This is a genomic window from Okeania sp. SIO2B3 (genome assembly GCF_010672525.1).
GTDB lineage: Bacteria > Cyanobacteriota > Cyanobacteriia > Cyanobacteriales > Microcoleaceae > Okeania.
In genome coordinates, this window is record NZ_JAAHGH010000044.1 from 1 (window position 1) to 18,929 (window position 18,929).

Sequence of the window (18,929 nt, forward strand, 5' to 3'; positions counted from 1 at the left end):
TCTTTCCTAGGAGCTATTTTCCTTGGTTTAGTAGCAATTATCCCTACGGCAGTAGAAAGTGCGACTCGTGTACCTACTTTTAGAGGATTAGGAGCTACCTCTCTATTAATTCTAGTGGGTGTAGCTATAGACACAGCAAAGCAAATTCAAACTTATGTGATCTCTCAGAGATACGAAGGAATGGTGAAGCAATAGTGGTAAAACTGATATTCTTAGGTCCGCCAGGGGCGGGTAAGGGAACACAGGCATCTCGAATAGCAGATTTTTACCAAGTTCCTCATATTTCTACAGGTGATATTTTACGCAATAATGTGGCACAGAAATCACCCCTGGGTTTACAAGCAAAAGAATATATGGACAAAGGTGATTTAGTTCCCGATGGACTCATCCTTGACATGGTTGAAGAAAGACTGAAAAAAGATGATGCTCAAAATGGTTGGGTTCTAGATGGTTTTCCTAGAAATGTGGCTCAAGCACATTTTGTAGAAAAACTTTTATCTGCAAGCAAAAATGGAAATGACACTCAAGAAGAAAAAGCTGAAATTAGTAATTCTTTGATGGTCATAAATTTACAAGTGCCAGATGAGGTTTTAGTCGGTCGCTTATTATCAAGAGGTCGGCAAGATGATAATGAGGAAACTATTAGAAACCGTTTAAAAGTCTACGACCGACAAACACAACCTTTGATTGAATTTTACAAAGAACGTCAGCAGCTAGTTACAATAGATGGAAATCAGTCTGTTGATGCTGTGACTAATTCTCTCAAGCTATCGGTTAATATATCATCATAGGGTAAAAAAGAATTAGATTTTGATAAATTTTTTCTACCTTAAATATCTAGTTGTAGCTCTCTAAATGCCAACTAAATATTTTAGAGATATATTATGTCTGGCTCATGCTCAATAACCTCTGAAAATCTAAGAACTTTTTGATAGGATATGTTGAGGGGAATCACCTGAAATAACAGGCTGTTCCCAATATAAAAAATTGGTTACTTGCAGCGTTGAGGTTATTAACAGTTGGCAAAACAAGATCTCATAGAAATGGAGGGTACAGTGACGGAATCCCTTCCTAATGCTATGTTCAGAGTAGACTTAGATAATGGGTTTAATGTGCTAGCTCATATTTCTGGTAAAATCCGTCGCAATTACATCAAAATTCTGCCAGGAGATCGAGTCAAGGTAGAGTTAACACCTTATGACTTGACAAAAGGTCGAATTACATATCGCCTAAGGAAAAAGTAGTAATGATCAAAGTCTCTACTCAATAATTTGTAGAGAGATTATCTACTTGCTGAAAACATTAGTAAATGATACAATACTAAATTTGTAGTATTGCCATAATAAGGCATGAAAGTTAGAGCATCTGTCAAAAAAATGTGTGAAAAGTGTCGTGTTATTCGTCGTAAAGGACGAGTAATGGTTATATGCGTTAATCCCAAACATAAACAACGCCAAGGTTAAGCATATTTTGACACAGGCATCAGATTGTTGCCTACTACTAATTAACCTAGTTTAAGTTTAATTTTAAGGTGATGGAGATAAAGTAAAGTGGCACGAATTGCAGGAGTAGACCTCCCACGCGATAAGCGTATAGAAATTGGTCTGACATACATCTATGGAATTGGACTATCTCGGTCTCAAGAAATTTTAGATGAAACGGGTGTAAATCCTGATACCCGTGTTAAGGATTTAAGTGATGCTGATATAGCAGCACTTCGTTCTATGGTCCAGAATAACTACCAAGTTGAAGGAGACCTGAGACGATTGGAAGCCATGAACATCAAGCGGTTGATGGATATTGGTACTTACCGAGGTCGTCGGCACAGGATGGGTCTGCCAGTTAGAGGACAGCAAACTCGCACTAATGCCAGAACTCGTCGAGGTGTACGTCGAACTGTAGCTGGTAAGAAAAAAGCTAGTGCTAAGAAATAGAAGTTTGTTTGTATCTTTATGTAAAGCTATTACTCTAAATTACGTAGATATCTAGCTCACTAAAGGGTGGGAAAAACTGAGTCAAAACCTTACTTTCTACTGAGTATTATTTGATTTGATAATCTACTTAACTATTAATTCTACTTCTATATAGCTTACTTGAGTACAAACAAATTGATGTGATTTATTCACATTAAAAGTAAATTCATCGAATTAAATTATCAACTCTGAAAGTAAATTGTTATTGTCTAATTATAACTCTTAAATTAAGGAGAAAAAAATATTTCTAATCTAATTGGTTGACTTAAGTGAGAAAATTTTACCAGGTTTTGAAACACAAAAAAATTAGCTATTTCAGATATTAAAACAATTATATACTCATAGCTATACTACTAAAAGTAAAAACTTGACAAGGTAAAAAATCATCACATTAATGAGTTGACTATGTATACTAAGATTTTGTTTTCAGATATAAAATATGGCTGTTGGTACTATTAAAATTATAGCATTTAAAAATTCAATAGCCAACAAAAGAAAAGCTTATTTCTCAGACATTCTGTGATGTAAGACCAAAATACAATATTTCTAGTAACTTTAAGGATATAGCATAGCTTTTAACGCTATATAAAAGCAAAAAATTCTTATAGGATTGAAATTAGAAATAAGTCCAGTTGCTCTGAGAAAAGTACATTACTAACTTGAGATACCACTCATAAAGACAAATATGGCACGACAACCAGGTAAAAAAACAGGTGCAAAAAAGCAAAAAAAGAATGTGCCTAATGGGGTAGCTTACATTCAGTCTACCTTCAATAATACAATTGTAACTATTACTGACTTGAATGGTGAAGTAATTTCTTGGGCATCAGCAGGTTCTAGTGGATTCAAAGGAGCAAAAAAAGGAACTCCCTTTGCTGCACAAACAGCGGCAGAAAGTGCAGCACGCCGAGCTAACGACCAAGGAATGCGTCAGATTCAAGTGATGGTTAGTGGTCCTGGAGCAGGAAGAGAAACTGCTATTAGGGCTTTACAAGGGGCAGGACTAGAGATAACTTTGATCCGAGATATTACCCCAATTCCTCACAATGGCTGCCGTCCACCAAAACGGCGTAGAGTCTAATCAAATTATTAACTCTGGGGTTTAATGTTCAAGGGAGGTCACTCCGTGGCGCAGTTTCATTACGAGTGTATAGAATCTAAAACTGACAAAGATCGTAGTCAGTACGGAAAATTTATTATAGAGCCATTAGCTCGCGGTCAAGGGACAACAGTAGGTAATGCACTGAGGCGGGTTCTACTATCTAACTTAGAAGGAACAGCCATTACATCAGTGAGGATAGCTGGGGTTAATCATGAGTTTGCCACAATCAAAGGGGTAAGGGAAGATGTTCTAGAGATCCTACTGAACATGAAAGAGGTTGTTCTCAAAAGCCATTCCAACCAACCACAAATTGGTAGAGTCAGGATAGAAGGGCCAGCAACATTAACTGCAGATCGTTTTGATGTACCTTCGGAGGTAGAAATAATTGATCGCAGCCAATATGTCGCTACCCTATCTCCTGGGTCAACTCTGGAGATGGAGTTTAGAATTGAGAAAGGGACTGGTTATAGAGCGGTAGATCGTACTCGCGATGATGTTACAGCTCTTGATTTTCTGCAAATTGATGCTATTTTCATGCCAGTTCGTAAGGTTAACTATACAGTGGAAGCTCGTATAGGTGGATCTTTAGAAGAAGACCGACTCATTATGGAGGTTTGGACAAATGGCAGTTACACACCTCAAGATGCTTTGAGTCATGCTGCTGGTATCTTAATGAGTTTGTTTGAGCCACTCAAAGATATTACTAATATGGCAGAGCCTCCATCAGGAGAGCCTACAGATCCAACAAGTCAAATTCCAATAGAAGAATTACAACTATCGGTTCGGGCTTATAACTGTCTGAAAAGAGCGCAAATTAACTCTGTTGCAGACCTACTGGAGTACAGTCAAGAAGACCTTTTAGAGATCAAAAACTTTGGTCAAAAATCTGCTGAGGAAGTTATAGAAGCTTTACAAAAACGCTTGGGAATAACTTTACCTCAAGAAAAAGTTGCTAAAGCTACTTAGAGGCCAAAAGTTAGGAATTCAAACCAGTTTTTGTCAATGGCATAAAAAATGTAAATCTGAAATACTATGCTTTCAAAGATGATCGACCGAGTCTTTGAAGCTGTTAGTAGCAGTAGGGAAACACAAATCAAAAACATTAGCTCAAATTTTTTAGATACTCAAAGTAGTCATGCGTCATAGTCGTCGTGTTCCAAAGCTAGGAAAACCAGCAGATCAGCGTCGCGCTCTTCTGCGGTCTCTAGCCACTGAATTAATCCGTCATGGTAGGATTACTACCACAAAAACCCGTGCTAAAGCTGTACAGTCAGAAGCAGAAAAAATGATTTCCTTGGCAAAGGATGGATCGTTAGCAGCTCGCCGACAAGCTTTAGGTTATATATTTGACAAAAAGCTAGTTCACTCTCTATTTGAAGGGGCACAGGAGAGATACGGTTCTCGTAATGGAGGTTATACCCGTGTTTTAAGAACTGTTCGCCGTCGTGGAGATAACGCAGAAATGGCAATTATTGAACTGGTTTAAGGTATATACTTATAGAAGTAGTTGGGAAATCAATCATAAATAGAGAAGTCCCTGAGAAGCCTACATCTGATTCTTGTAATCAGTGTGGGAGTATATCACTTCAGCGTGTTGCTCTTGTAATTCAATATCAAGGCACTCATTTTCATGGGTGGCAAAGACAGCCAAATCAACGAACTGTACAAGAAGAGATTGAAAATACTATTTCTTCTGTGGTTAACCAGCCTGTAATATTACATGGTGCAGGAAGAACGGATGCGGGAGTTCATGCCGCAGCACAAGTAGCTCATTTCGATGTTCCAGGCCCAATTCCTGCCCATAAGTGGGCTACTATACTCAATTCACGACTAGCTAATGATATCTTAATCGCAAGTTCTGCTCAAGTCGAATCTACCTGGCACGCTCGGTTTTCTGCAACTTCGCGGCGTTATCGCTACACTTTATATACAGAAAAACGGCCTAATTTGTTTGTGATGCCTTTTGTTTGGCATTACTATCAAGCACCATTAGATCCATTGTTGATTCAAGCAGCTTTGAATCCTTTAATTGGCCGTCATCACTTGGCTGCTTTTCAAAGAGCTGGCTCTTCTCGTCCTCATTCTTGGGTAGATGTACAAGAGGTGAAGTGTGAAAGTCAGGGACCATTTATTCATATAGAGGTTCAAGCTAGTGGGTTTCTATATGGAATGATGCGATTATTGGTGGGGTTACTTATTCAAGTGGGTCAACAGCAGCTATCTCTGGAAAGTTTTACAGATATCTGGGTTAATCAAAGAAGGGAAGTTGTGAAGCACTCAGCTCCGGCTAGTGGCCTCTGTTTATTGCGGGTTGGTTATCTGGAATTTCCTTTTAATCAAGAAGTTTGGTATAATAATATGCCTAAATTTATTTTTTATTGATTGAAATAGCAGTCAGCGGTCAGCGGTTAGCTATCAGCTTCTAGTTGAATCTATAATGGGAGATTTAAACCCTTGAATTTTTAGCCCTCTAGCTAAATGCTGATAGCTAGTTAAATAAACTTCTTGCAGGAGTCAGGGAATAGGGGGATGAAATTGTTGATTTCATATCTTGAATTGATTTAATTAAATGCCCCTTTTAAAAGGCTGAAAGCTGTAAGCTGATTGCTGAACGCTTCTAAAAAAAACAACTAAATTAAGTAAATTATGAATACAACATACGTTCCACCACTGAATTCTCTAGAGCCAAAATGGTATGTTATTGATGCTAAAGAACAACGTTTAGGGCGATTAGCTACTGCTATTGCGATGATTATTAGGGGTAAGAATAAACCTACTTATACTCCACATCTCGATACAGGAGATTTTGTAATTGTCGTTAATGCTGAAAAGGTGAATGTAACTGGTAAAAAAAGTAGTCAGAAACTTTATCGTCGCCATTCTGGAAGGCCAGGAGGTATGAAAACAGAGGTTTTTTCTAAGTTGCAAGCTCGTTTGCCTCAAAGAATTATTGAGGAGGCAGTTTACGGAATGCTACCAAAAAATTCTCTGGGAAGAAAACTTCATGCTAAACTAAAAGTTTATCCAGGGCCTGACCATCCTCACCAAGCTCAAAAACCTGAAACGTTAATTATTGAAACTACTCCAGGAGAATAAAAATAATGCAAGCAAAAGAAAGTGGCCGTGCTATGTATTGGGGTACTGGTCGTCGTAAGTCTTCGATCGCTTCAGTACGCCTAGTTCCAGGTACAGGTAAATTGATTATTAATGGTAAAGATGGTGAGTTATACCTACAATATAATCATGGTTATTTATCATCTGCTAAAGCTCCACTAGAGACTTTAGGTTTGGAAAATGAGTATGACATTCTAGTGAAAGCTACAGGAGGTGGGTTAACAGGACAAGCTGATTCTATTAAATTAGGAGTTGCTAGGGCTTTGTGCCAGTTAGACCCAGATAATCGTAAACCTCTGAAGACAGAAGGATATTTGACTCGAGACCCCCGGGCTAAAGAACGGAAAAAGTATGGTTTACGCAAAGCTCGTAAAGCACCTCAATATTCCAAACGATGATATTTTAACGAGATTGCCAATTATTACAAATTTGTGATAATTGGCAAAAATTTTCTGGCAAAAGAGGGAACAGGGAATAGGAAACAGGGAGAAATAATTGATGACAAACCTATCCCCAACCCAGTAACATAATGCACAAAATTAACTGTGTCAATTCAGTAGAATAAGCTAAAATATTATATAGAAAAAATATTTGTAATTTTAAGTAGAGTAAAGAAAATGCCTAAAACTGGTATTCATCCTGAGTGGTATCCAGAAGCCAAAGTTTACTGTAATGGTGAAGTGGTAATGACAATTGGTTCCACAAAACCAGAGATTAATGTTGATGTTTGGTCGGGAAATCATCCCTTTTTTACAGGTACTCAGAAAATTATTGATACTGAAGGAAGAGTTGAGAGATTTATGCGTAAATATAGTAAGAAAGATGGAGGGAAAAGCTCTAAATCTAAAAAGAGTAAGGATAAAAAATAGCTGGAATGTCAATTGTCCTTAATTAGTTGTCTTTGACTACTCCCCGCAGCTATTGCCTAGGGGATTCTAAGTTGATACTACGCAACAGGATAAATCCATGTTGCTTTGTTTTTTCTTAGCTGACCAAAGATCTACTCTTTGGGGACAAGTCAAAGTGCCCCTACACAGTCGGCTTAAGTTTAACCCTAGCTTTCTGCTTACTTTTGTCTAAACGTTTATATATCCAGATAATAACACAGGACAACTAAAGTTGTCTAGTCTAAACGACTCGCTTGTTTTCATTCCCCGCTTAAAACACGGGGGCTTTCAACGTCGCTTTTCGGTAATAGATGGACAACAATTAATATCAAAATCTCAATAAAAATTTCCCATAAATAAAATACTAATTAAGACAAGGGACAACTGACAATGGCTGAAACATATTTACTGGAAAAATTAAAATCTGTTGAGCAAACCTACAATGAATTAACTCTACGTTTAGCCGATCCAGATATTGCCAAAGATCCAACTGAGTTCCAAAAAGTAGCTAAGGCACGCTCCTCATTAGAAGAAGTGGTCAATACTTATGAAGAGTGGAAGAATAGTCAGCAAGAATTAGCTGATGCGAAGGAAATATTGAAAGAAGCTGGTGGCGACCAAGAAATGCAAGAGATGGCCAGAATGGAAGTGGAGGAATTGGAAGCCAAACTGGAATCTCTGGAAACTCAAATGAAAATTGCCCTACTACCACGAGACCCCAACGATGATAAGAATATCATGTTGGAGATTAGAGCTGGTACAGGAGGGGATGAAGCGAGTATTTGGGCAGGGGACCTGGTGAGAATGTACTCCCGTTATTCAGAAACTCAAAAATGGAAGGTGAGTTTGCTGAGTGAGTCTTTAGCAGATATGGGCGGTTTTAAAGAGGCAATTTTAGAAATTAAAGGGGAACAGGTTTATAGTAAGCTGAAGTTTGAAGCAGGAGTTCATCGGGTTCAAAGAGTTCCAGTGACAGAAGCCGGTGGGAGGGTACACACTTCAACGGCAACGGTGGCCATTATGCCAGAAGTGGATGATGTGGAAGTTGAGATAGATGCAAAAGATATTGAACTGACAACTGCTCGTTCTGGTGGAGCAGGTGGACAAAATGTGAACAAGGTGGAAACTGCTGTAGATTTATTTCATAAACCCACGGGAATTAGAATTTTCTGTACTCAGGAGCGCAGTCAGCTACAAAACAGAGAGCGGGCAATGCAAATTTTACGAGCTAAACTTTATGAGATGAAGCTGCAGGAGCAACAACAAGAAGTTAGTTCGATGAGGCGATCGCAAGTAGGTACTGGTTCCCGCTCAGAAAAAATTCGGACTTATAACTATAAGGATAATAGGGTTACAGACCATCGCTTGAGTCAGAACTTTTCCCTTGCACCTCTTCTTGAGGGAGATATAGAAAATGTAATTCAAGCTTGTATTACCCAAGATCAGCAGGAACGTTTGCAAGAGTTGGCAGCATCCACATCTACTCCAATGTCAGTCTAATTGACATTTTGTGAAATGGACTTATTCAAATAATATCAATATCAGTGAAAAAGCGAGGACAAGGTTCTCGTTTTTTTTATAAAATACGCTTATATTAGCAAGTATTAACGTAGTAAACTATTCTAATTCTAGCAAATTAAAGAAAAGTAGGAGATTTGGGCATGACTACCAATGAAGAATTATCTTGGGAATGTGGAATGGGTTTCTATGTGCCAATTTTAAATGATGGAGAATTAGTGGGCATTTGTAAACCTGAATATGCCGAAGAAATTCTAGAAGTTATGAATGAGCAGGAAAGGCTACGCAAGGCTTTAAGACTAGCTTGTCTAGATTTACTGCGACGGGTGGGAGGAAAAAGAAGTAGAGTCAATGACTTAATGCAGAAATATATCGCCCTGGCTGAACGACCTAAATATGGACCAAGAGCGGTCGCCCTCTTGTTGCGAGAAAGGCAAGAACAACTACAGGTTAGTGGCCATGAGTTTATTAAATTCTGTGATATTCATAAAATTTCTCCTGAACAGCTTAAAGATATTTATGCAGGTAAAGCAGTAGATACAAACTTAGTAGGACCTATAGCAAGAATTTTAGGCAAAACTAATAATGAGGTACAAGAAATACTAGAAGGTCCTAGTGAATAATATTGTAATTATTAATTAGCACTCAGTTTTTTGATTTTCCTGGTCTTAGACTTAATTTTAAAATTTAATTAATATGCTCTATCATCCTTTTAGATGAGTTATTCAATTAGATTATTATTTTTTTTACTTACAAAAACTTTTTCAAATCTGTCGCTCTTCCCTATCTTTTAAAATATTGAATTTCCTGCTAATATCTCAAACATAAATAGTATTTATATTACATAGTTAAAATACTAAAAACTTCAAGGTTAATAATTATGATTGACTTTACCATTAGGCATAATTGTTTCCTGAAGATTAGCCTCAGAAAAGTTAATATCATTAATCAAAGCATCAGTAAGATTAGCTTTATTTAGGTTAGCACCTCTCAAATCAGCACCTCTCAAATCTGCTCTAATTAAAATAGCCTTACTTAGATTAGTTCCTCGGAAATAAGCCCTCCTCAAATTTGCATCTAGAAAATTAACTTTTTTGAGGTTTGCAAACCTAAAATCTGCTTTATAAAGATTTGCTTCCTTTAAAGAAGCATTTGATAAATGAATTCCACTAAGATGAGCTTCAATCAGATTAGCTTTGTCTAAATTAGTCTGATAAAAATAAGCCCCAATCAATTCAGCTTCATGGAGATTAGCATGACTAAGATTAGCATAACTGAAGTTAGCTTCCATTAAGTCTGCTTTTGCTAGGTTGCTTCTTCTCAGGTCTGCTGAAGTAGCATCAGCATATCGACAAATAGCATTTTGTAAATCAGTTCCAATCAAATTTGCGCTCACTAAATCAGCATCTATTAAGTTAGCCTGTCTTAGATCTGCAGAAATCAAATTAGCATATCTTAAGTTAGCTCCCTGAAGATTAATAGAAGTAAGGTTAGCATGAATTAGTTGAGCTGAAGTTAAATTAGCACCACTACAGTTAGCTGTTTTTAATTGAGTTAAACAGAGATTAGCCTCTGTTAAATTTACCCCTTGGAAATTAATACTTTGCAGGTGAATACTTCTGAGGTTGGCATTAGTAAGGTCTGGTTGTAGATGTAGATTTTTATTTCTCCATTCATTCCATGAAGTTATACCCCGATTAAGTAGGGCTAGATATTCTTGATTTGCCATTTTTTGCTCGATAACTTCTTAGAGATATTTATATATTTCTGCTATGGAGTAACAACTATAATTTACAATTATTATTTATATTATTAAAATTAGTAGTAACTCTATATAGAAAAATAAACCTGCGCTTTTCTTTGGGAAAGAGGGTATTTAATAATTAACTTTCTTCCATACAATTAGTCTATTATTTTACATAAAATATATATAAATAAATTTATATGACTATCAACTAAATATTTTATAGTGATTTTTGTAATAATATCAAGTCTCATTAATTAGCCATAATAAAAATGTTTGATTTGATAAATTTCTCCCTGTTCCCTGTTCCCTGTTCCCTAAAATTTTTATTGTGGGCATTTTTAAAGATACATGATATGAGAGAGTGTCTATCAAATAAATATTAGATCGTCTAGAGTGCGAAGGGATAGTCAACGACTTGCCACTTCGTGTCTTATAACCCCAAACAATTTTCAGCACCCCCATTGACGGTGGGGTATTCAACCCGCAAGTTAACGAAGTCAGAAGTCAGAAGTCAGAAGTCAGAAGTTATTTTTGTAACGGGGATTTGAGCTCCGCTCCAAAAATATTGCGCCTTAAAAGGCGGGGTTTTAGACCCGTTTTATTTTGATAAAATATAAAAGACCTTATTTTATCACATAAAATCACAAATATACAGAATATTAATTAAACTTATATATAATTGTTGAAAATTAACAAAGATTAACTTAATATTAAGTAAAATGATACGAATCAAGAGTTAAACTAACAGACAAGAACAAAAATCAACATATTGAAGAGCCATGACCTAGCCATTGCAAACCGAAAGTGAAATTATTAGTATAGTCCAAAAAAATGAATGTCCCTGATTTAAGGATATTACTAAAAACGTCAGCACATCTTGGTGATCAAACGGCTCTGCCAAGTTTATTGGATGAATGGAGAAAATAGCTACACTGCAAACCTGTAGAATGTGTTGGCTAAAACTCCAAGATAGTCAAATGAAGTCTGGAAAGTGGGAGAAAACGCACCTCTTAGGATAGCTTCCCTGAAATGAGACAGAAAATTTCAACCTCCTAAAAGTGTTGAAAGTTTAGAACTTTGCCTGCCTTCAGGCATAGATTAAGCTGGTTATTTTAGTAGCATTACTAAAATACTCCTTCAGTATGAGGTAATTTATAATTCAAACTGGTAAAGAATTAAAAGTGATCGTAAACACAAGTTAGATTCACGTCGCCATAATGAAAATTACCAAATCAGTCAATTAGTCACAAATATAAGGATTTGACAACTATGCTAAACATAATACCTACCAAGCAGCCGTTAAATCCAGATCAAAACGTGAATCACGGTTGTACTTTGAAGTGGAAGTTAGGAGATAGACAAGAATATCGGCTTTATACTATAGTTTTGAGAAGAAGTAAAATAACAATAAAACACCAATAAAGGCATAAATTCAGTTTTGCTATCAAATAAAGACACTGTCATAGGTTTTGGTGTTGACAAAATAGTAATTATTAGCATCTGGTTAACCTTTTACAAGAGGACTTCCTAAGTCTATGGCATCAGTCAATCTTGAGATTATACAAAGATTGTCTATATTTATGATGTCTAAAATTGCTTCAATGTATTTTAAGAATTTCATTGATATTTCCTAGTAGCGATCAAAAAAAACTGTCAATGTACTAAACTATTTGTATTAAGTATTGAAGGCACTGCTCAGAAATACTGTAGTAACAAAAATAATTCACTGAATAATTGATAATTAATAATTTTAGGTTTGAAACCTCTCCTGTTAAGGAAAAAAAATCATTCTTATGTCTTTTGATACCAAATTCACACAAAGATAGTTACAGTATTAATCTCTAGATTTCCACCAGCCAAACTACTGTAGCAATATTGTATAAAACTGGTATTAGTCAGTCCTCTTCTTTTTAAGAAAAGGTAATTATTAATTATTAATTATTAATTGTTGAATTAGCATTAACTAGCTATCAGCTATTAGCTATCAGCCTAAAAATTTGTGCATAGATAATGGTATCAGTTTGCAGAGCATTCCGGAACGGAAAAACTTGGGTTTAAATCCCCGACTTCTAACTTGTCGTTTAATTTTAGGAGGGGTTGCGCATCCCCTTTCCGTACCAGAATGCTACGCAAACGCACAAAGCTGACCACTGATGGCTGAACTGCTAAACGCTTTTTAATGAAAAAAACTCCTCTAAGGAAGTAACAATAACCCTAAACACCACCTCAGTCATGTACTATAATGTGCTGATAAACTGATTTTAAGTGCAAGCAGAAACTTCTATTGTGTGATCGGAAGTAAAACTTCAGAGCAAACCATTAACTAACTAAAATTATGACCAACACAACCTCACCCCCTACATCATTCACCGAAGAAATCAGCAAACCAGACTTCACATTTGACCCCAGTATTCGGCGTAATCATGCAGAAAAGTACCGAACCTCAGAATGGTACGACGGTCGTGGGGAAATAAAGGCAGTAGAAGATGGTCGCTCATTTGAGATTTCTGCAACCTTTACCCTCAAATCAGAAGTAAAGTTGGTAAACGGAGTCTTAGACCCATCTAATCCAGTTTTAGCAGAAATCTACAAAAGTCGCGGTCGTTGTGTAGCAGTTGTCGATCAAACAGTGGATGAACTGTACGGAGAATCACTGCAAGCTTACTTTAAGCACAATGAGATTCCTCTAGAAACTCTAGTCTGTCGCGCATGGGAATCAGACAAAACTCCAGAAACAGTCCAGCACATACTCAAATTCTTAGGTAAAGATGGCTGTGATGTATCCCGCAACGAACCGGTATTAATTATCGGAGGTGGCGTACTCAGCGATGTGGCAGGTTTAGCCTGTGCTTTGCAGCACCGACGAACACCTTATGTAATGATTGGAAGTTCAATTGTTGCAGCTATTGACGCCGGACCATCGCCTCGTACCTGCACAAATGGTCAGCTATTTAAAAATAGTATCGGTGCCTATCACCCTCCCGTCATAACCATAGTAGACCGTAGCTTATTCCGTACTTTGGCAAAAGGTCATATCCGCAATGGGATGTCAGAAATTATCAAAATGGCAGTAACTGATGACCCAGTGTTATTCGATTTACTAGAAGAATACGGTCCACGGTTACTTGAAACCCATTTTGCTAACTTTGATGCGGATGAGGAACTGATTAAAGTAGCTGATGAAGTAATTTATCGAGCATTGTATTCCTACATGAAGCATGAGGGAACAAATATGTTCGAGACCTATCAAGACAGACCCCACGCTTACGGTCACACTTGGAGTCCCAAGTTTGAGCCAGTTGCCAAATTGATGCACGGTCATGCTGTTACTATTGGTATGGCTTTTGGAGCAACCTTGGCAATGGAAATGGGTTGGTTAGAAAAAGGCGATCGCGACAGAATAGTGGCATTGTGTAGCTCTCTTGGTTTATCAGTTTATCATCCTATCCTTGAAGACAGTGAATTGATGATTCAAGGACAGAAAAATATGCGTCGCAAGCGGGGTAGTAGTGGGTTATGGGCACCTTTACCTACAGGTATTGGTGCTTGTAGTTTTGCTGGAGAAGTACCTCCAGACTTATTAATATCTACTGTGAAGGAACATAAGAATTTTTGTACCTCTTTGCCAAATGAAGGAAAAGGCGAACAGATATATTTGAGTGACCTTGGTTTGGAGTAGAAAAAACAGCAATTTTGTTGTGGAGTAGAGAAAACAAGAAATTCCTCCCTACTCCCTTTTCAAAAAAGAGCGACGGTGGACAAATATCACAAAATTTTCATTGTATAGCAGAAGGAAGAAGGAAGAAGGAAAAGTATTACTTTGTCTGAATTTTCAACTTTTGAACTGTCAAACATCTTTCCTTCTACTGCTATTATGGATAATTCAATCTTTACCCCACCTTACTGTTATCTTTTTCCTGATGGGTTTAACCCACGCGCGTCACTCATGCTGTCAATGAGGTTGGTGGAGCGATCGTCGCCATCGAACATTCTCAGTGACTCATTGACTAACAATTAACAACTACTGAGTACTGACTACTTGTTCAATAAGTAATGGAATAGAAATGTGACAACCGTTGTAAATATAGAAACTGCCAGACCAGTTACACCATTGGGTATTTTGGTAGAACAACTTGAGAAAACTGTCAAGATGGCAGAGACCGCAGATATACCTGTAGAACTTGCTGAGGCGATAAAAGAAGCCTATCAATTAGCAGAAGGTCTTGACCCCTACATTGAAAATAATACTACCCAGGAGTCAGATGCGCTGGCAGCTTTAGCACAAAAGACTCGCCAGGAACCCTGGAATTTACGATTTTCTGATGGTGAAACTGTACGTCAGTTGGAACAGGAAATGTTATCTGGACATATTGAGGGGCAAACCCTGAAAATGTTCGTTTATATGACTGGGGCAAAACGTATCCTAGAAATTGGGATGTTTACTGGGTATTCTGCATTGGCAATGGCAGAAGCTCTACCAGAAGATGGATATGAAATTGCTTGTGAAGTCGATCAATATGTGGCTGACTTTGCCAAATCTTGTTTTGAAAAGTCTCCTGATGGGAAGAAAATATCAGTGGAAGTAGCGCCAGCTTTAGAAACAATGCAAAAGTTGGCAGATACAGGAGAAACTTTTGATTTAGTATTTATTGATGCTGATAAAAAAGAGTATATAGAATATTTGAAAATGCTCTTAGATACAAATTTATTAGCACCAAATGGATTTATTTGTGTTGATAATACTTTACTGCAAGGGCAACCTTATCTCCCACCAGAAAAACGTACTGCCAATGGAGAAGCGATCGCTCAATTTAACCGTTTTGTTGCAGAAGACCCCAGAGTTGAACAAGTTTTATTGCCTTTGCGAGATGGGGTAACTATTATTAGGCGAAAGTAGCAATTATCGAAGGACAAATAATTTCTCTTATTTAGGTAAAATCATTCTAATTTTTCGGAGGACAATCAAATGTTAATTACAAGCTTGAAGAGCAAACTGCATAGAGTAAAAGTAACCGAAGCACAATTGTACTATGAAGGTTCTATTACTATTGACGAAGAACTACTAAAAACTGCGGGTATTCTTGCCCATGAAAAAGTACAGGTAGTTAACGTTAATAATGGTTCCCGACTGGAAACATATACTATTCCTGGTGAATGGGGTAGCCGAACTATTTGTCTTAATGGTCCTGCTGCCAGAATGAATTCTGTAGGCGACGAAGTAATAATTATTGCCTACGCTCAAATGACAGAAGATGAGGCACTTTTACATCGTCCGAAAGTAATTCTGGTGGATGAAAACAACAATCCACTTACTTAACTCAAGTCTACATTAGACAACCTTCATAGAGGCAATATTAATATTGTCTCTATGAAAAATTACAATTTGGGAATTTAAAATTGATAGAATTTATTCCCTGTCAAAAACTTCAAGTTGCTTAACAGTTCTAATGTAAAATAATGTCTTTACCAAACTACTAATATGGCACTCATACTATTTGTTCAAGGGCGCGCTTATGCACTGTGCCAAAATATTGGTACTATTACTTTATTATTAATTGTTTTACCCTTTAATTTACTAATAGTAATACCATCAATTATCTGGAATTTTATCGGTAAAAATTTTCAAAAAAAAGTAGTAGTTCAAGACCAGAAAAATGTCTTAATTACGGGTGCAAAAATGACAAAATCTTTGCAACTTGCCCGTTCATTTCATGCAGCAGGACACAAAGTTTTTCTATTAGATTCTAATAAATATTGGTTATCAGGAAATAGGTTTTCTAATGCCGTTACAGGTTTTTACACTGTACCTGCACCAAAGAAAAATTGGGATGGTTATTGCCAGGAATTACTGGAGATTGTCAAGAAAGAAAAGATAGATATATTTATCCCTGTCTCGGGTGCTGCTGTTTGCTACTATGAATCTTTGGTAAAACCAATTTTATCTCCCCATTGTGAAGTATTTCACTTTGACCCTGACATTACTAAAATGTTAGATAATAAATTTACTTTTATTGAAAAAGCTAAAAGTTTTGGTTTGTCTGTACCAAAATCATTTTTGATTACAGATCCAGAACAAATTCTCAATTTTGACTTTGCTACTGATGGGAGTAAATATATTCTCAAAAGTATTTCTTACGACTCAGTGCGTCGTTTAAATATGACAAAACTGCCGATGAATTCCAAATCAAAAATGGAGGAATTTATCAACAGTTTACCAATTAGTGAAGAGAATCCCTGGATTATGCAGGAATTTGTGAAAGGCAAAGAATATTGTACCCATAGCACTGTCAGAAAAGGAAAAATTCGACTGTATTGCTGTTGTGAATCATCAGAATTTCAAGTCAATTATCACCATATTCATAAACCTCAAATTTATGAGTGGGTAGAAAAATTTGTCCGAGAATTAAATATTACTGGGCAAATTTCCTTTGACTTTATTGAAACAGAAGATGGTCGAGTTTATCCTATTGAATGTAATCCGAGAACTCACTCAGCTATTACCACATTTCACGACCATCCAGGGGTAGCAGATACTTATTTAAAAGATAGTAAAAATGAAAATGAAGCTTCACTAATACCACTGCAAAATAGTAAACCTACTTATTGGACTTACCATGAACTATGGCGACTGAGAAAAATCAGGTCTTTGGGGCAATTAAAAAGTTGGATAAAGAGAATTACTACTGGAACAGATGCAATTTTTCAGGTGAATGATCCATTACCATTTTTGATGGTACACCATTGGCAAATACCTTTACTATTGTTGGGGAATCTACGAAAATTAAAAAGCTGGGTGAGCATCGACTTTTGTATTGGGAAACTGGTCGAATTGCAAGAAGAATAAATATTGTGAAGAATCCTCTAATATACTAAAAAAAACTCTAGAAATAAATCACAAATATTTCCAGTAGCTAGGGATTAAATTTAGGTAGATTTTGAAAAAAAATCTAGCTTTAATATTCTTTAATTTTCGGCTTTGCTTTGAGGCAAAAACAAAGTTTATTTGCAAATAACATTAGCAACAAACTAAAAGCTAACCCACTAACTAATGGAGAAACAAATTTGGATTGCGATAACATTTATTGCCTTTTTGCTGTCATTTACAGTAGTAGGTATTTACTCCGCAACCCAAAAACAAAACACAACAACTGATTACCTGCTTGCAAGTAGAAATGTTAATCCTTGGTTGACAGCATTATCAGCGATGGCAACACATCAGAGTGGCTATCTATTTATTGCTACGATTGGTTTTACGTACAAGGTTGGATTTGCTTCTATTTGGATCGCCATCGCCCCTCGTATAGGAGACTATATTGCTTGGTGGTTAGTATTCAAAAGATTGAGGTTAGTTTCTCAGCAAACAAACTCAGAGACAGTTTCCTCATTCTTGGGTCAAGAAAATCTGGGGCAAAAAAATCAAGGGCGGTTGATTACAATAATTTCAGCATTAATTATCATAGTATTTCTAGGCACTTATGCCTCTGCTCAATTATTAGCAGCAAGCAAAGGATTGAATGCTATATTTGGCTGGAACTATCAAATAGGGATTATTATTGGAGCTGTAATTGTGGTTGCCTACTGTTTTTCAGGAGGTATCCGTGCTTCTATCTGGACTGACTCCGTGCAGGCAGTTTTAATGATAGTATCTTTGTGGGTTTTGTTTATAGTAAGTTTAATTGCCTGTGGAGGGTTTGGAGAACTTTGGGTTAAGCTTAATGCCATTGACCCCACCTTAACAAATTGGATACCTGCCAATTTACCTTGGGGATTTTTTCCTTACTTTTTGGGATGGTTGGCGGCAGGGTTTGCTGTAGTTGGTCAACCTCATATATTAGTGAGAGGAATGGCAATTGACTCCCCAGATAACATAGCCTTAGCTCGTAATATAAAAGTTGTCTGCAGTCTAATGAATTCACTGGCTGCTTTTGGTATAGGATTAACTGCCAGAGTATTGTTGCCAGACTTAATGACATCTGGGGACCCAGAGTTAGCATTACCGAATTTATCTATAGAATTATTACCAGCAGTTTTGGTAGGGTTGATGTTAGCAGGACTTTTTTCTGCAGCTATTTCGACAGCAGACTCCCAAATATTATCATGTTCTGCTGCATTAAGTCAAGATTTAGTTCCTAGTGCTACTCACTCTTATCGAAAAGCTAAAATTGCCACCCTGGTTGTTACCGCTCTTGTGTTAGCGATCGCTCTAACAACAAACAAGAGTGTATTTGCTGTGATAATTTTCTCTTGGTCAGTTTTAGCTTGCGGTTTAGGTCCGTTGTTGGTATTGCGGGTATGGCAAAAACCTGTAAGTGTGCCAGTGGCAATAACAATGATGATTATTGGCATAGTCGTTTCCATTATTTGGAAATTAGGACTTAACCTATCAAGTGCTATTTATCAAGTATTTCCCGGTATGGTAGCAGGTTTTATTGTTTATGGAATTGCTAATTTTCTGATTGAGCCTAAAAATTTGAGTAAATAATAAAATTATTAGGTAGCTGAAGCTGCGAGGTAATAATTTTGAATTGATAATTGATAATTTTGAATTGTAGCGAAGCGACTTGACTTTTGAGTTCCGCCCAGTATGT

At 36.8% G+C, this 18,929-nt stretch carries 20 protein-coding genes and 1 pseudogene; 20 read left to right on the plus strand and 1 reads right to left on the minus strand.

Annotated elements, in window-relative coordinates; all coding sequences use genetic code 11:
- The 14 genes and pseudogenes from F6K15_RS23125 to F6K15_RS23190 all read left to right on the plus strand — a co-directional run.
- Window positions 1–195, plus strand: a pseudogene (locus F6K15_RS23125) (preprotein translocase subunit SecY); the annotation flags it as partial.
- Window positions 195–791: an adenylate kinase gene (locus F6K15_RS23130; protein ID WP_293064891.1), complete on the plus strand. Its 597-nt coding sequence runs from the start codon at window positions 195–197 to the stop codon at window positions 789–791. The pseudogene F6K15_RS23125 and the gene F6K15_RS23130, both read left to right, overlap by 1 nt.
- A 228-nt stretch (window positions 792–1,019) precedes the next feature.
- Window positions 1,020–1,244, plus strand: coding sequence for a translation initiation factor IF-1 (gene infA / locus F6K15_RS23135; RefSeq protein ID WP_008191178.1), 225 nt, complete (start codon window positions 1,020–1,022; stop codon window positions 1,242–1,244).
- A gap of 105 nt (window positions 1,245–1,349) precedes the next feature.
- A complete protein-coding gene (rpmJ, locus tag F6K15_RS23140; protein ID WP_287522657.1) occupies window positions 1,350–1,463 on the plus strand; it encodes a 50S ribosomal protein L36 in 114 nt (37 codons plus the stop codon).
- Between the two features lie 87 nt (window positions 1,464–1,550).
- On the plus strand, window positions 1,551–1,934 hold the full coding sequence (rpsM, locus tag F6K15_RS23145; RefSeq protein ID WP_202225088.1) for a 30S ribosomal protein S13: 384 nt from the start codon (window positions 1,551–1,553) through the stop codon (window positions 1,932–1,934).
- 724 nt (window positions 1,935–2,658) lie between these two features.
- Window positions 2,659–3,054 (plus strand): 30S ribosomal protein S11, encoded by a 396-nt coding sequence (rpsK, locus tag F6K15_RS23150; RefSeq protein WP_124143139.1) that lies wholly within the window; start codon window positions 2,659–2,661, stop codon window positions 3,052–3,054.
- Between the two features lie 24 nt (window positions 3,055–3,078).
- Window positions 3,079–4,041 carry a DNA-directed RNA polymerase subunit alpha gene (locus tag F6K15_RS23155; RefSeq protein WP_293064898.1) on the plus strand — a complete coding sequence of 321 codons (963 nt, stop codon included), beginning with the start codon at window positions 3,079–3,081 and terminating at the stop codon, window positions 4,039–4,041.
- 169 nt (window positions 4,042–4,210) lie between these two features.
- Entirely contained in the window at window positions 4,211–4,561 is a 351-nt protein-coding gene (rplQ, locus tag F6K15_RS23160) for a 50S ribosomal protein L17 (protein WP_293064901.1), read from the plus strand.
- Between the two features lie 92 nt (window positions 4,562–4,653).
- Window positions 4,654–5,457: a tRNA pseudouridine(38-40) synthase TruA gene (gene truA, locus F6K15_RS23165; RefSeq protein ID WP_293065019.1), complete on the plus strand. Its 804-nt coding sequence runs from the start codon at window positions 4,654–4,656 to the stop codon at window positions 5,455–5,457.
- Window positions 5,458–5,721: 264 nt separating this feature from the next.
- A complete protein-coding gene (rplM, locus tag F6K15_RS23170) occupies window positions 5,722–6,171 on the plus strand; it encodes a 50S ribosomal protein L13 (protein ID WP_293064904.1) in 450 nt (149 codons plus the stop codon).
- A 5-nt stretch (window positions 6,172–6,176) separates the two neighbouring features.
- Entirely contained in the window at window positions 6,177–6,587 is a 411-nt protein-coding gene (gene rpsI / locus F6K15_RS23175) for a 30S ribosomal protein S9 (protein ID WP_124143143.1), read from the plus strand.
- A gap of 219 nt (window positions 6,588–6,806) precedes the next feature.
- Window positions 6,807–7,058, plus strand: coding sequence for a 50S ribosomal protein L31 (gene rpmE / locus F6K15_RS23180; RefSeq protein WP_293064909.1), 252 nt, complete (start codon window positions 6,807–6,809; stop codon window positions 7,056–7,058).
- 408 nt (window positions 7,059–7,466) lie between these two features.
- The gene (prfA, locus tag F6K15_RS23185; protein WP_293064912.1) at window positions 7,467–8,576 is read left to right on the plus strand and encodes a peptide chain release factor 1; all 1,110 of its coding nucleotides are present in this window, start codon (window positions 7,467–7,469) and stop codon (window positions 8,574–8,576) included.
- A gap of 161 nt (window positions 8,577–8,737) precedes the next feature.
- The gene (locus tag F6K15_RS23190) at window positions 8,738–9,217 is read left to right on the plus strand and encodes a hypothetical protein (RefSeq protein ID WP_293064915.1); all 480 of its coding nucleotides are present in this window, start codon (window positions 8,738–8,740) and stop codon (window positions 9,215–9,217) included.
- 248 nt (window positions 9,218–9,465) lie between these two features.
- Here the strand turns inward: F6K15_RS23190 and F6K15_RS23195 are convergent, their stop codons facing one another.
- On the minus strand, window positions 9,466–10,323 hold the full coding sequence (locus F6K15_RS23195; RefSeq protein WP_293064918.1) for a pentapeptide repeat-containing protein: 858 nt from the start codon (window positions 10,321–10,323) through the stop codon (window positions 9,466–9,468).
- Between the two features lie 1,287 nt (window positions 10,324–11,610).
- On the opposite strand from F6K15_RS23195, the gene F6K15_RS23200 reads away from it, so the two are divergent.
- The 6 genes from F6K15_RS23200 to F6K15_RS23225 all read left to right on the plus strand — a co-directional run bounded on the left by F6K15_RS23200 (window position 11,611) and on the right by F6K15_RS23225 (window position 18,823).
- The gene (locus F6K15_RS23200; protein WP_293064921.1) at window positions 11,611–11,763 is read left to right on the plus strand and encodes a hypothetical protein; all 153 of its coding nucleotides are present in this window, start codon (window positions 11,611–11,613) and stop codon (window positions 11,761–11,763) included.
- Between the two features lie 913 nt (window positions 11,764–12,676).
- The gene (locus F6K15_RS23205) at window positions 12,677–14,020 is read left to right on the plus strand and encodes a sedoheptulose 7-phosphate cyclase (RefSeq protein WP_293064923.1); all 1,344 of its coding nucleotides are present in this window, start codon (window positions 12,677–12,679) and stop codon (window positions 14,018–14,020) included.
- Window positions 14,021–14,407: 387 nt separating this feature from the next.
- Window positions 14,408–15,238, plus strand: coding sequence for an O-methyltransferase (locus F6K15_RS23210; RefSeq protein ID WP_293064926.1), 831 nt, complete (start codon window positions 14,408–14,410; stop codon window positions 15,236–15,238).
- A gap of 69 nt (window positions 15,239–15,307) precedes the next feature.
- Entirely contained in the window at window positions 15,308–15,658 is a 351-nt protein-coding gene (gene panD / locus F6K15_RS23215) for an aspartate 1-decarboxylase (RefSeq protein WP_293064929.1), read from the plus strand.
- A 162-nt stretch (window positions 15,659–15,820) separates the two neighbouring features.
- On the plus strand, window positions 15,821–17,185 hold the full coding sequence (locus F6K15_RS23220) for an ATP-grasp domain-containing protein (RefSeq protein ID WP_293064931.1): 1,365 nt from the start codon (window positions 15,821–15,823) through the stop codon (window positions 17,183–17,185).
- 204 nt (window positions 17,186–17,389) lie between these two features.
- The gene (locus F6K15_RS23225; RefSeq protein WP_293064933.1) at window positions 17,390–18,823 is read left to right on the plus strand and encodes a sodium/proline symporter; all 1,434 of its coding nucleotides are present in this window, start codon (window positions 17,390–17,392) and stop codon (window positions 18,821–18,823) included.
- Window positions 18,824–18,929: the final 106 nt, after the last annotated feature.